Origin of the sequence: Microbacterium sp. LWS13-1.2, assembly GCF_040144835.1 — a bacterium.
GTDB lineage: Bacteria > Actinomycetota > Actinomycetes > Actinomycetales > Microbacteriaceae > Microbacterium.
Map to the genome: position 1 here is coordinate 3,518,793 of NZ_CP151632.1, position 13,482 is coordinate 3,532,274.

The 13,482-nt window shown below is 70.7% G+C and carries 11 protein-coding genes; 5 read left to right on the plus strand and 6 right to left on the minus strand.

Features of this window, described 5'->3' with window-relative positions; translation table 11 throughout:
- Nucleotides 1–54: 54 nt before the first annotated feature.
- Nucleotides 55–1,947: an acyltransferase family protein gene (locus MRBLWS13_RS16295; RefSeq protein ID WP_349426365.1), complete on the minus strand. Its 1,893-nt coding sequence runs from the start codon at nucleotides 1,945–1,947 to the stop codon at nucleotides 55–57.
- Between the two features lie 88 nt (nucleotides 1,948–2,035).
- On the opposite strand from MRBLWS13_RS16295, the gene truA reads away from it, so the two are divergent.
- Both truA and MRBLWS13_RS16305 read left to right on the plus strand, forming a co-directional pair.
- A complete protein-coding gene (truA, locus tag MRBLWS13_RS16300; protein WP_349426366.1) occupies nucleotides 2,036–2,896 on the plus strand; it encodes a tRNA pseudouridine(38-40) synthase TruA in 861 nt (286 codons plus the stop codon).
- 56 nt (nucleotides 2,897–2,952) lie between these two features.
- Nucleotides 2,953–3,546, plus strand: coding sequence for a hypothetical protein (locus tag MRBLWS13_RS16305; RefSeq protein WP_349426367.1), 594 nt, complete (start codon nucleotides 2,953–2,955; stop codon nucleotides 3,544–3,546).
- Here MRBLWS13_RS16305 and MRBLWS13_RS16310 read toward each other — a convergent pair.
- Both MRBLWS13_RS16310 and MRBLWS13_RS16315 read right to left on the minus strand, forming a co-directional pair.
- Nucleotides 3,524–4,699: a hypothetical protein gene (locus MRBLWS13_RS16310; protein WP_349426368.1), complete on the minus strand. Its 1,176-nt coding sequence runs from the start codon at nucleotides 4,697–4,699 to the stop codon at nucleotides 3,524–3,526. The two genes, MRBLWS13_RS16305 and MRBLWS13_RS16310, sit on opposite strands and share 23 nt — an antisense overlap.
- Nucleotides 4,696–6,339: a PAS domain-containing sensor histidine kinase gene (locus tag MRBLWS13_RS16315; protein ID WP_349426369.1), complete on the minus strand. Its 1,644-nt coding sequence runs from the start codon at nucleotides 6,337–6,339 to the stop codon at nucleotides 4,696–4,698. Before MRBLWS13_RS16315 ends, MRBLWS13_RS16310 begins: the two co-directional genes overlap by 4 nt.
- Before the next feature lie 253 nt (nucleotides 6,340–6,592).
- Here MRBLWS13_RS16315 and MRBLWS13_RS16320 point away from each other — a divergent pair, with 253 nt between their 5' ends.
- Nucleotides 6,593–8,011, plus strand: a complete 1,419-nt coding sequence (locus tag MRBLWS13_RS16320) for a glycosyltransferase family 2 protein (RefSeq protein WP_349429085.1) — start codon at nucleotides 6,593–6,595, stop codon at nucleotides 8,009–8,011.
- A gap of 171 nt (nucleotides 8,012–8,182) precedes the next feature.
- Here MRBLWS13_RS16320 and MRBLWS13_RS16325 read toward each other — a convergent pair whose 3' ends face one another.
- From MRBLWS13_RS16325 to MRBLWS13_RS16335, 3 genes are all read right to left on the minus strand, one after another.
- Nucleotides 8,183–9,052, minus strand: a complete 870-nt coding sequence (locus MRBLWS13_RS16325; protein WP_349426370.1) for a response regulator transcription factor — start codon at nucleotides 9,050–9,052, stop codon at nucleotides 8,183–8,185.
- Nucleotides 9,053–9,173: 121 nt separating this feature from the next.
- Complete coding sequence (locus MRBLWS13_RS16330) at nucleotides 9,174–10,169, minus strand: glycoside hydrolase family 6 protein (RefSeq protein ID WP_349426371.1); 996 nt, start codon at nucleotides 10,167–10,169, stop codon at nucleotides 9,174–9,176.
- Between the two features lie 36 nt (nucleotides 10,170–10,205).
- The gene (locus MRBLWS13_RS16335) at nucleotides 10,206–10,649 is read right to left on the minus strand and encodes a hypothetical protein (RefSeq protein ID WP_349426372.1); all 444 of its coding nucleotides are present in this window, start codon (nucleotides 10,647–10,649) and stop codon (nucleotides 10,206–10,208) included.
- Nucleotides 10,650–10,796: 147 nt separating this feature from the next.
- Between MRBLWS13_RS16335 and MRBLWS13_RS16340 the strand changes: the two genes are divergently transcribed.
- Both MRBLWS13_RS16340 and MRBLWS13_RS16345 read left to right on the plus strand, forming a co-directional pair.
- Nucleotides 10,797–11,516: an endonuclease/exonuclease/phosphatase family protein gene (locus MRBLWS13_RS16340; protein ID WP_349426373.1), complete on the plus strand. Its 720-nt coding sequence runs from the start codon at nucleotides 10,797–10,799 to the stop codon at nucleotides 11,514–11,516.
- Nucleotides 11,517–11,666: 150 nt separating this feature from the next.
- On the plus strand, nucleotides 11,667–13,475 hold the full coding sequence (locus tag MRBLWS13_RS16345) for a DUF4012 domain-containing protein (RefSeq protein ID WP_349426374.1): 1,809 nt from the start codon (nucleotides 11,667–11,669) through the stop codon (nucleotides 13,473–13,475).
- Nucleotides 13,476–13,482 lie beyond the last annotated feature (7 nt).

Genomic DNA, 13,482 nt, shown 5'->3' on the forward strand with positions numbered 1-13,482 from the left:
GACCCGCCACCTGTCAGGGTGGCGGGTCTCGCTGCATCTGCGTCCCGCGCGCCCTTACGGCGTGAGGTCGGCGCTGAAGATCTGGTCGAGACGCTCGGCGCGGTCGGCCGCCGCGGTGCGGCGCTCCTCCGCAAGCTCGTCGACGGCGGCCGCGACCGTGTCGGCGAAGATGCGCCCACCGGAGGCGCCCGGGTGGATCCGGTCGCCGGCGAGCAGGTCCTCGTGCGGGGCGATGGCACCCGACCAGTCCGCGACGGCCACGTTGCGGTGGTCCTCGGCGAACGCGGCGAGTTCGGCGTTGACACCGGGGATCCAGTCGCGGGGCGCGTACGCGTTCACGAGCACGAGGCCGCGCTCGGGGCCGACCGAGTCGGCCAGGTGCTCGAGCGACTCGTGGTCGACGGGCCCGTTGGTGCCGAGCGCGACGACGACGTAGGTACGCAGGCTGCCGGTCGCTGCGAGGTCGTCCACGATGCGCGGGCCCGCCCACATCGAGCGCGAAACCTCCGCATCGACGTCGACTCCCGGCAGGCGCTCGACGAGCCCGCCCGCCGAGGCGAGCATCACGGAATCCCCGATGGCGGTGATCTGGTCGCCCGTGACGTCCGCGGAAGCGGTGGGTGCGGCATCCGCCGGCGTCGGCGCGATGGGCGCCGGGGGAGCGTCGCGCATCGCCTGCGCGAGGGCGTCGCGGCCGGCGCGGACGGCGGCTTCGGCGCTGGACTCGTCGGGGGCCGCCGCGAGTGCCGCGCCGGCGCCGGCGAGCACGAGGGCGCCGGCCATCGCGACGCCGAGCACCCGCAGGCGCGCGCGGGGGCCGCCGCGCAGCCGGGCTGCGAGGGCGCGCGCCGACGTGCGGAAGCCGAGTCGCCGCACCGGCATCTCGAGCAGGCGGAACGACAGAGCGGATGCCGCAGCCGTCGCCGCGAGCACTCCCACGCCGATCCAGACCGGCGCCGTCGCGACGGTGGCGCCGGGCGCGAACGCGGCGACGGCCAGCACGAGCAGCGGCCAGTGCCACAGGTAGATGCCGTACGAGCGGTCTCCGACCCAGCGCAGCGGCCGGACGTCGAGCGCGCGTCCGAACCGGGAGCCGGGCCAGACTCCTGCGACGATCGCGACGGCGCTGAGCAGGCTCGCCGCGAGGAGAGCGCCGGGAAACGCGGTCGCCTCGCCGCCGAGCGGCAGCGCCGTGAGTGCGACGAGCCCTGCGACCGCGAGGACTCCGGCCGCGCCGGTGAGGCGGCGCGCCGCGGACGAGTCGGCCCAGCGCGCACGTGACAGCGGGGCGAGCAGGAAGGCCAGGCTGACGCCCAGCAGCAGCCCGAACGCGTGGGTGTCGGTGCCGAAGTAGGCGCGCGTGAGGTCCCCGCCGCTCGACACGACGACGTCCATCCACGCCGCCGAGCCGGCGGCCAGCGCGAACGCCGCGGCGATGCGTGCCCAGGCGCGCGGCAGCAGCAGGAACAGCGGGAAGACGAGCGGCCAGACCAGGTAGAACTGCTCTTCGACGGCGAGCGACCAGAAGTTGCGGAACAGCTCCGGTGTGGCGGCCGCGAAGTAGCCGCCACCACCGGCGATCGAGACCCAGTTGTAGCTGAAGGTGGCGGCGCCGAGCACTTGGGCGTCCAGGTCGACGAGTACGTCGCCGCCGATCAGCCACGCGAGCGCAGAGCAGACGGCCACGACGACCGCGAGGGCCGGGAGGAGGCGGCGGGCGCGGCGTTGCCAGAACCGTCTGAGCGCGACGCGGCCGGTGGCGGTGTGCTCGCGCAGCAGGAGGCTGGTGATGAGGAACCCGCTGATGACGAAGAACACGTCGACGCCCAGGAAGCCGCCCGGCAGCACATGGGGTGGGAACAGGTGGTAGACCACAACCAGCGTCACCGCGATGGCGCGCATGCCGTCGAGCCCGGCGAAGCGGGCGGTGGGCGCAGTCGACGTCATGGGTTCTCGCGAACGAAAGGAGTGGGGGAACGGCAATCCTACGTCGCGAGCCTGAGGGACGACAGCTGCGGCTCACTAGGCTGGGCAGGTGCGTATCCGCCTCGACATCGCCTACGACGGCACGCATTTCCGCGGATGGGCACGCCAGCCCGGGCTCCGCACGGTGCAGGAGACGCTGGAGTCGGCCCTCGCCCGGGTGCTCGGCGGCCAGCCCCGGCTGGTCGTCGCCGGTCGCACCGACGCCGGTGTCCATGCGACGGGCCAGGTCGCGCACGTCGACCTCGACGACGCCCAGGTCGAGCGCCTGCGCGCACGGCAGGCGCGCCCGGGAAGCGGGACACAGACGCTCGAGGACCGCGCCGCCGCCCTGGCCGCGCGCATGACCGGCGTCGTCGGTGCCTATTCCGACGTGGCGGTGCTCGGCTCCCGCATCGCGCCCGAGGGCTTCGATGCCCGCTTCTCCGCCGTGTGGCGTCGCTACGAGTACCGGATCGGCGACAGCATCACCGGGTACGACCCGCTCGAGCGCCATCGGACGACCTCGGTGCGGGCAATCCTCGACACCGAGGCGATGGATGCCGCTGCCGGCGCCCTTGTCGGTCTGCACGACTTCGCCGCCTACTGCAAGCCGCGCGAAGAGGCGACCACGATCCGCACGCTGCTCGAGTTCGACTGGCACCGCGACGACGCCGGGGTGCTGGTCGCGAACGTCAAGGCGGACGCGTTCTGCCACAGCATGGTGCGCGCGCTGGTCGGCGCGTGCGTCGCCGTCGGCGACGGCCGGCTCGACATCGACGACGTCGTCGACATCCGTGACGCCCAGGAGCGCGTGCCCGAGGTGAAGGTGCTCGCCGCACGCGGGCTGACGCTGACCGCGGTCGGCTACCCCGCGGACGACCTGCTGGCGCAGCGCGCCGAGCAGACACGCGCTCGGCGCGACCGCGAGTGAAGGCGCCCCGCTAGACTGACCGAACGTTTCGGGCGGGGTCGACTTCGGGGGGTCGTATGCGCAAGTGGAGCCGGTTCGCCGGTGTCGTCGTGATGGGTGCGCTCGGTGTCTCGGCGCTCGCCGGCTGCGGGCCGGCGCCATGGGATCAGGCGGGCGGCAGCACGCCGACTGCGACGTCGACCGCCGTGCCCACCCCGGTCCCCAACGACCTCTCAGGCGGGGCGACCCAGCGGCAGCTCAGCGCGGGGGCGGTGACCGCCACCGTCGACTACTGGTCGACGCTGTCGATGGACCAGTGGACCGCAGAGGCGGTCAAGCCCGTCAGCATCTCGCTGATCACGACCGTCCAGCCCGACGACGGGCAGAAGGTGTACCTGCAGCGCGCATCGATGACCGCCGTCCCCTCGACGCCCACCGGGGCACTCGAGGCTCTGGCGCCGCAGGTCGATGCATCCACCGTGAGTCCCGGTTACCTGGTGCTCGATCCGTACAGCTACTCGCAGACGTTCAACGTCGGCCCGGTGCCGCCGGAGGCGACGTTCGTCACGCTGCAGTTCAGCTACGACTTCCTGGTGCAGACGACGCCGACCTCGAGCGAGTACGCCAAGCAGACGGCGACCGACACGATCACGGTAGCTCTGACTGACTGATCAGGCGCCTCACGATGGTCGCGCCGACGCGCTCCCATCGGTCGCCGCCCTTCCCGCTGGCCACCCGCGCGGCCTCGCGGCTGGTGTAGACCAGCGTGTCGAGGTCGTAGCCGAGCACCGAGACCGGTGCCCAGCCGGCGCTAGCCGTCGGCCGGATCGGGAGGGCGCCGTGCACGTCCAGGAGGGTGATCCGCTCCAGGATGATCCGCAGCAGGTCGCGGACGGCGGCATCGCCCCGGGGCACCAGCACGACGACGGCGCCCGCCGAGGGCGAGCCGACGTCGGACTCGGCCGGGAAGACGGTGCGCACCTCGTCCTCGAGCCGCTCGGACAGCCGGGCGAAGGCCGCCGCGCCCCCTGTCTGGCGGATGTCGGCGGCATCATCGAGTCCCAGATAGACGACGGACCACGGTTCCGACGTCTTCTGGGCACGCATCAGGCGGTCGCCGGCGATCCGCTCGAACTGCTGCCAGGCGGTGGACACCGTCGCGGGGCGACCCAGGCCGCTGTCGCGCGCGGTGGAACCGACCACGGCGATGAGCGCGCAGGCGACGTAGACCAGCATCCCGATCGATGAGACGAGACGCACCAGCGTGAAGTCGTCCCCGCCCGACGGGGGGAAGACGAAAACCGCGACGAAGGTGGCGACACCGGTCACGAAGAAGGCGACCGACACGATCACCAGGGGCAGCAGCAGCCTGTCGCTGCGTCGGCTCGCCGAGCGCGCCCAGTCGAGCACGAACAGGCCCGCGAAAACGGATGCCGCGAAGAAGACCGTGCGATACGCCACGGTGAACCACGACATGTCGGTGACGGTCGCGAGCGCCAGGGCCGAGCCTCCCGCGAGGAGCGCGCCCGCCCAGACGTGGGGGCGCAGGCCCCAGGCTGCGCGGAAGCCCGACCAGAGGAACGCCGGGGCGCCCATGAGCGCCCCGAGCGACGCACGCCGGAGCACCTCCATGTCGGTGATCTCGCCGGCGACCACGCCGTACGTCGCGAGCATCGAGAGGGTGAACGCGATGCTCCAGTACAGCGTCGGCAGTCCCGGTCGCACGAGGAACGCGATGCCGATGGTCAGCATCGTGGCGAGCGTCGTGATCACCGCCTGCGCGATGCCGAGGTCCACCCCCGAGCCGGCGATGAGGTCGGTCATACGGGTCCTTCCGTGACGGCCCCTGCCAGGGGCAGGCGGATCGTGACGGTCGTGCCCACGCCCGCCTCGCTGTCGATCTCCAGGGTGCCGCCGTGCGCGAGCACGATGTCGTTGCTGATGCCGAGCCCGAGCCCGGTGCCGCCGGACTTCTTCTTCGCCTCGCTGGTGCGGAAGTAGGGCGTCAGGATGTGGGGGAGGTCGTCGGCGCCGATGCCGATGCCGCTGTCGGCGACGGTCAGTACGACCGTGTCGCCCTCGACGGTCCCGGCGATGCGCACCTCGCCCTCTCGCGGGGTGTACTTGATCGCGTTGCTCACCACGTTGTCGACCACCTGGCGCAGCCGGAAGCCGTCGGCGGTGATCGGCAGCGCCTCGTCGGCCAGGACATCGACCGAGATGTCGTTGGCGACCGCCGTGGGCCGGAACGAGGCGACGGATTCGAGGAGGATCTGCCGCAGGTCGATGTCGTCGACCTCGTCGCGGCCCGAGAAGCCGCGCCGCGAGGTGGTGACCAGACTCTCGGTCATCGTGAGCATGCGGTCGCTCGCCGCGACGATCGACTCGAAGCGCTCGCGCGTGCGGGGGGTGAGCTCGTCGAGCTCGAGGGCGAGCTCGGCGTTGCCGATCATGACCGTGAGCGGATGCTTCAGCTCGTGGGAGGCCATCGCGGTGAAGCGCTCCCGCTCACGCTGGGCGTAGGTGAGCGCCGTGACGTCGTGCACGAGGAGCAGGATGCTGGAGTCCTCGTCGCCGCGGGCGGCCAGCCGTTTCGCCGTGACCGACAGCGCGCGCCATTCGCCTTGCACGGTGAACAGCCACACCGAGGCGTCCGTGAAGGTCTCGCCGCGCGCGGCACGCGAGAACGGGCGCTCCGAGAAGGGCACTGGCATCCCGCGCAGGCCGGTGTACTCGACGGACTGCGCGGGTCGTGTGGGATCGAGCGGGTCGAGGCCGTAGAGCCGCGAGTAGGCGTCGTTGACGGCCAGCAGGGTGCCGTCCTCCGAGATCCGCGCGATGCCGGTGTCGATGCCGTTGAGGATCTCCATCGTCCGCCGCTCCTGATCGGACCGGCGGGAGAGGGTGGCGGTGAGGCGGCCGGCCTGACGCCGCAGGAGGCGCCGCAGCGAACGGGTCCTGCGCAGGGCGATGTGCGCCGTGATCCCGATGAAGGTCAGGGTGAGGAGCACCACGAAGACCCGCAGCGCGCCCCAGGGCCCGGGGGTGATCGAGGAGTCCAGCAGCAGGATGAGGCCGATCAGCGCGAGCATCGCCGCCAGGGCGGTCGCGTGGAAGTGCATGGCCGCCCACATCACCGGGAAGGCCCAGAGGTAGCCCAGGCGCAGTTCGGTGCCGGTCGACATCAGGCCGATCGCGAGTGCGTCGGCGAACGGGACCGCCAGCACGGCGGATGCCGGAAGCCGCGACCACGGCGCCGCCAGCGTCGCGAGCGTCAGGACGACGACCAAGAGGGTGCCGAGCAGGAAGTTCCAGTGACCGAACAGCTCGGGCTGCAGCACCATCACCATGATCGCCGTGATGAGCACGCTCGCCGCGAGGACGAGCTGGGTGAGCCAGATCGACCGCGTGCGGGCGTCGGGCGTGCCCACGACGAGCGTCGGTCGTGCAGCCCCGGTAGCCATGCCGCGATTCTATTGGCCCGGCCACCCGGCATTTCGGGCCGCGCCGCGAGAGCCGGCACAACGTTCCTTGCGGAGGCCTTGCGCAAACCTTGCGGAAGCGCTCGCGGGCTCTCGGAGGGGCGTTGCGGTCGGCAGGAGAGGCTGTACTCGTGCCGGAGACCCCGGCGCCCTGATCTCGAAAGCGACGAACGTGACACAACTGGTCCCGCTCACCCGCTCCGTGCGGACGCACCACAGCGAGGCGACCGCCGCGCTGGAGGACGTCACCACCGTCTCCGCCCACGGCTTCGCCGATGACTTCGAGGCGGTGCTCGACGACACCTCGGTGCACCGTTCGACCATCGGCTGCGTCATCCCGGCGTACAACGAGGAGGAGTCGATCGCGCAGGTGATCGAGGCTCTGCTCGGCCAGACCCGCGTGCCCGACGTGATCCACGTCGTCGTCAACAACACGTCGGACGCGACGGTCAGGATCGCGTCGCAGTACGCCGGCGCCCACGAGATCGTGACCGAGCTCGGCGAGCAGTTCACCGAGGTGTTCGTCCACGACATCGGGAAGAACCCCGACAAGAAGGTCGGCGCGCTCAACTACGGCTACACGCTCGTCGAGGGCTACGACTACCTCCTCGGTGTCGACGGCGACACGGTCGCCGACGCGAAGGCCGTCGAGTACCTCGAGTCCGAGGCGACCAGCGACACCCGGATCGGCGGCATCTCGGCGATCTACTCGATCGACGACAAGCCGATCAAGGGCTGGCTCGCGAAGTTCCTGACCACCGGCCAGCGGTCGCAGTTCGCCGCGTTCAACCTGCACAACCTCCTCCGAGGGCGCAACATGGCCGTGCTCGGCGGCCAGTTCTCGATCTTCTCGACGCAGGCGCTGCGTGACGTCATGAAGGAGAACCACCAGTCGACCCCGTGGGTCAAGGACTCCGAGGTCGAGGACTCGCTGCTGTCGCTGCAGATCAAGAGCGCCGGCTTCCTCACCAAGATCAGCCCCTTCGCCCGCGCCGACGTCGGCGGCATGACGACTCTGCGGGCGCTGGACGCCCAGCAGGTGAAGTGGACCTACGGCGCCATCGAGCTGATGTGGCCCGGCCAGCGCGGCGACACCAAGGGGCAGCCCTTCCACCCGAACCTCCGGGTCCGCTGGCTCGAGCACTTCGACATGCTCATGAACATGTTCGTGCGCATCGCCTTCATCACCCTGCTGGCGGCGTCGCTGTCGATCGGTGCCTTCGTCTTCTCGCTGTGGTGGCTCATTCCGCCGGTCATCGCGATCGCGCTGAACACGCGCATGGCCATGACCATGCACAACCGGAATGCACGCGACGTCCTCTTCGGCCTGACATTGATCCCGGCAGAGATCTACATGTGGATCCGCTGCAGCCACTTCGTGCGCTCCTGGACGCGATTCCTGTCGCGCAAGAAGGTCGACAACTGGGCCATGCAGGCCAAGGCCGAGCGCGGCGGTGGATTCGGCCACTGGACGCCGCTGATCCTGGCAGTCGCCGTCATCGTCGCGATGGTCGCGATCTGGATGATGATGCCGGTCATGGTGCAGTCCACGGTCCTGTGGATCGGCTGGCCGATCGTCGGCGCCGTCACGGTGCTGCAGACGCTGTCGATGTTCTTCAAGCTCATCCGTCGTCAGCACGGATACAAGGTCTGACCCGTACCCGAAACGGGTCGGAACTGGGGAAAGCGCCGCGGCTGGGGAGCACGGCGCGGGGGAGGAGGTGAGGGAGCCCGCCTGGGGGACAGGCGGGCGCCCTCTCCGAAGCCTGCGGAGGCATCTGCTCGTCTGGGGCGCAGCGGATGCCTCCGCTTCGGCGTTCGCGGGTCAGACCGTTTCGGAGGTCAGGCGGTAGCCCACGCCGCGCACTGTCTCGATGTAGCGGGGGCTCGCGGCGCTCTCGCCGAGCTTGCGCCGCAGATTCGTCATGTGGGCCTCGACGGCGCGCTTGTCGGCATCCCCCACGAAATAGCTCGTGACGTAGGACTCGCCGCGCAGCACCAGCGTCAGATCGGCCTTGCTGCGGACGCGCCGCTTGGACTCGAGCAGCGTCGCGAGCAGGTCGAACTCGGTGCGCGTGAGGTCGAGCTCCTCGTCGCCGATGAGCACGATGCGGTTCTCGGGGTGCAGGTGCAGGTCGCGGTGCACGAGCCACTCGCCGTCGCCGACCAGTGCGGGCACGGATGCCGCCGGAGCCTCTTCGACGACGGGCGTGGCGGGGATGGACGTGGTCGCCGGCCGGGCGTTCGGGAACGACGGACCCACGCTGCCCTGCGACGGCATCGCGGCCGGCGCGGGGGTCCCTTCGGCGCTCGCGCGCGCGCGACGCATCAGGGCCTCGACGCGCGCCCGCAGCTCGCGCGGGCGGAACGGCTTGACGAGGTAGTCGTCGGCGCCGGCACCGAGGCCGGCGATCACATCGGCCTCGTCGGTCAGGCCGGTCAGCATGATGATGAACGTGTCGGACTGCGCGCGGATGCGCTTGGCCGCCTCGATGCCGTCGATGCCCGGCATGTGGACGTCGATGGTGGTGAGCACCGGTTTGTAGGTCAGCACGGCGCGCACCCCGTCGATGCCGTTGCCGACCGAGACCGTCGAGAAGCCCGACGACTCGAGCACCTCGGCGAGGACGTGTCGGATCTCGGCGTCGTCCTCGATGATGACGGCGGTCTTCAGCTCGTCAGAAGGGGTGCTCATGCAGCGGCGTCCTCTCTCGGACGGTTGATCGAACCTGCGCCGATGCCGACCCCAGCCGCGGCCCCCGACGCGTGCACAGTACCCACGATGCTACACAACGCCGGTAATGCCTGGTCCGGCCTCAATCCGAGGCGATGACGTCCTGCGTGAGCTCGATCGCCGCTTCGTCCCACCACCGGCCGGCCGCCGGGCCGCCGTTGCACTCGCCGTCGCTCTCGCCGGGCGGTTTGATCCACAGGTTGGTGTCGACGACGTCGTCGCCGATCGTGCCGCCTGGCTCTCCGACGAGGCGGCCGGGCGGATTGCACCACTCGCCGTTCGAGCCGGCGCCGTTGCGCGAGGTGTCGATGACGGCGTGCAGCCCATCGAGCAGCGCTGCCACGTCGTGCGCGTAGGCGACCTCGTCGGAGGTCGGCATGAAGTTCGACACGTTCGTCGCGAATCCGCGGATGCCGCGGCCGTCGTCCGCGGTCCGGTCGACCTGCGCGATGAGGTCGGCCATCTCGGCGGCCGGCAGCCAGTCGGAGTGGCCGCCGTCGACGTAGATCCAGGTTGTCTCGGAGCTGATCGCGTCGACCGCCGCCCCGAGCTGCGCGACGCGCTCCGGCACGTTGCCGCACTCCGGCGCCAGCGCGAGGCTGTCGGGCTCGAGGATCACGATGGGCGACGTGTCGGCGGCGTCACGCAGCGCATCCCCGATGGCCTGTGTCCACTCGTCGTAGGCGTCGCCGTCGAGTCCGCCGGCGGACTGTCCGCCGCAGTCGCGCTCGGGAAGGCCGTAGACGACCACCGCGACACGCGCGGACTGCGCGCGCGCCTCAGACGCGAGCGCTGCGATGCGGTCGCCGACGACATCGACCGGATCGCCCTCGGGAGTGAGCCAGACGGCCGTGGGCTGGTCGCTCAGATAGTGCGCGGCGTCGTGCTCCGGGCTTCCCGCAGAGGCACGGGAGGCGGCATCCGCAGCCTTCGAAGAGGCGGAGGCGACGACGGTCGTTCCCGGCCCCGGCGGCTCGGGATCCCGACCCGTCAGGAGCATCGCGGCGACGACGACGCCGGCGACCGCGACGAGACCCGTGGCGGCGAGGAGGGTGATCGTCCGTCGCGAGGTGGCCACGAAGGCGACTCTACGAGAACATCGGCGCGGGTGCGCTCATGCCGTGCGAGGGCGCGTTCCCCCCAGCCGCACGGCCGGCGTCGTGCGGCGCACGGAGGCGCGCGCGGCGCGACCGCGCGAGACCCCCCTCGAGCCGACCAGCTCGAGCAGTGCGGCCGCGAGTGGGCTCGCCGATGCCGCCTCGGTCTCGAACGCCCGGGCGACGACCGCGGCGGCGCGCTCGAACTCGAGAGCCTTGTCGACGGCCGCCCGGCGCTGGGCGACCACGGCGTCGGCGGCGGCGTACTCGGCGCGCAGTCGCGCACGCTCGGTCTCGTCGAGGCCGGGGCGTCGTGCAGTCCGCTCCAGCGCCTCTCCGGCGCGGGCGCGGAGGGCGACGCTGAGGCGGAGCTCGCGCTCGGCGGCTTCGCGCGCGGTGCGGCTCGCGGCGACGGCGTCGGCGAGATCGGCGCGGACGGCGGATGTGGATGTTGCGGCCATGGGGTCCTCCCGGGTTCTCGGCACACCACTCCAGAGGCGCGGCATCCGGTTTTCGTACATCGGAGGATCCACGCTCCCTGTGAGGTCGTGATGTGGACTTGTCAAGGTCATCCGCCCGCAACGTCGGCGGCATAGGCTGGCCTCGATATGAAGGTCATCTCGTACAACCTGCGCAAGCACCGGGCGGCGGGCGAACTCGCCCACCTGGTGGAGCGGCACGGTGCGGATGTGCTCTGCCTGCAAGAGGCGGACACGACCGACATCCCCGACGTGATCTCGGGTCTGCGGCTGGCGGATTCGACCCAGCGCAACCGGCTGGGCCTCGCGCTGTACTACCGCGAGAACACCTATCGCGCCGTCGACGTGCGCGCCCTCGCGCTCAAGAAGTCGCTTCACGACCGGGTGCTGAAGCCGGCGGAGGAGCGGATGCTGGGGGTCAGGCTGCACGACATCGATGAGAACCTCGACATCATCGTGGCCTCTTTCCATGCCGCGCCGCTGACGGCGCTGAACTCGCTCCGGCGCCACCAGATCCGCACCGCGCTGGGCGAGCTGCAGCAGCTGGGCGACGGGCTCCCGGCGCTCATGGTCGGCGACTACAACTACCCGGTGTTCAAGGAACGGCTCGGCCAGCACGTGCGCGAGCAGGGCTATGAGCTCAACCTCTCGGATTCGCGCACGTACACGCGCTACCGTTTCTTCCGCGGGCACTACGACTTCGCGACGTCGGTCGGGTTCGAGATCGACCGTGTGCGGACGCTGCCCCAGGGGCTCAGCGACCATCTGCCCATCCTCGTGACCGCTCACCCGGCCGCCGGTGTGCGGCGTGTCGTCGAGGTGCTCGACGCCGAGACCGGCGCCGCCTGAGTCCCACTCCGCCGTTTCACGAGCCCCCTGTTGAGGAGCCCCCTGTATTACTGACGGGCCGCGCGTACGATGGGGATCGTGGCGATGGGGAACGTCACGCGCACCGTATCCGAGGGTGCGCGAACTGGGGTTGCTTACGATGCCGGGGCAATGCCTGTTCCGACGCGCCGGCGGCGCGTGTGGCCCTGGATCCTGTTCGGTGTCCTCGCCGCGCTGCTCGCGGCCGCTGTGGTGGCCGGCGCGCTCGCGATGCAGTTCTGGTCCGAGGCGCAGCGGGCCCGCGCCGCGGTCCAGCGGGCGGCAGCCGGCATCGCAGAACTCCGCGACAGCCTGGACGGGGCCGACGAGGCGCAGCTTCTCGCGGCGACGGACGAGATCCAGGCGAACGTCACGCTCGCCGTCCGGACCGTCGATGGCCCACTGTGGGACCTCGCCACTCGCGTCCCGTTCGTCGGGCAGAACGTCGATGCGGTGCGGCGGGTGACGCATGCGGTCGACGTCCTCGTCGAGCGCGCCCTGACACCGGGACTGCAGTTCCTGTCGGTCACCGACTTCGACGACCTCACGCTCGACGGCGGCGGGATCGACCTCGAGCCGTTCCGGCAGGTGCAGAGCTCGATCCCCGAGATCGCGGCAGCCTTCGCCGACGCGCAGTCGATCGTCGCGCCGATCGACACGGCGACGCTCCTTCCCGAGGTGAGCGCGTCGATCTCGGACATCCTCACCTTCATCGACATCGCGACTCCGGCACTCGGAGTAGCCGAGACGTACCTGCCGACGCTGCTCGACATGGCAGGTTCGGGAGGAACCAAGACCTACCTCCTGATCTTCCAGAACAACGCCGAGATCCGTGCCACGGGCGGGAACCCGGCGGCGAGCATGATCGTGACCCTCACCGACGGCAAGCTCGGGTACGTGGATCAGGCGAGTTCGCAGACGTTCTACGACGCCGGAACGCAGGACGATGTGTACGTGGCGCTGCCCGCCGAGACCACTGGGCTGTATCTGCCCACGTTCGCGAAGCATTCGCAGGATTACACCTTCACGCCCGACTTCCCGACGACGGTGCAGCTCTTCCAGGCCCTGTGGACCCACACGACCGGCGCGACGTTCGACGGTGTCGTCTCGATCGACCCCGTCGTGCTCTCGTACATGCTCGGCGTCGCCGGACCCGTGACGCTCGGTACGGGGGAACAGCTCACCGCAGACAACGCCGTCACGGTGCTGCTCCGCGACGCGTATGAGCGCTATCCCGAGAGCCGCGACTCCGATCAGTTCTTCGCGGATGCCGCGAAGCAGGTGTTCGCACACCTCACGACCTCGGCATGGGACCCCCTGCTGATGCTGGGGGCGCTGGAGAAGGCTGCCGCAGAGCAGCGGGTCAACCTCGCGTTCGTCGACCCGGCGGCGCAGGCGCTCGCCGTCGAGCTGGGTGTGGACGGCGCGCTGGCCGGCGACACCACGACGCAGACGCAGGTGGGGATCTACCTGAACGATTCCTCCGTCGGCAAGCTCGAGTATCACTTGACGACGTCGATCATCGCGACGTGCGACGCCGCGGCGCGGACGATCACGACCACGATGACGCTGGCGAACGGCATCGGCGACGATATCCGAAGCCCGTACACGCTCGGGCTCCGCAACTGGCGATTCGGTCTGCCGCGCACCACGATGATCCTCGACGTGCTGTTCTTCGCGCCTCCCGGCGCTCAGATCACGCACACCGTCCCGGCGGTGGGCGACGTCGCGCGGTGGGAGCGCAGCGGCGTCGAGAAGGGCAACACCGCGCTCAGCAAGACGGTGTTCGTCGGCAGGGGCGAGACGGTGACCACCGCATTCACGGTCGCGCTGCCGCCCGGCGACCTCGCTCCGCTGCGACTGCGTCACAGCCCCACGGCGACCGCGACCACCGTCACGATCGACCCGAGCTGCGCGACGCTCTTCCCGGCTGCCGAGTGACGGCCGG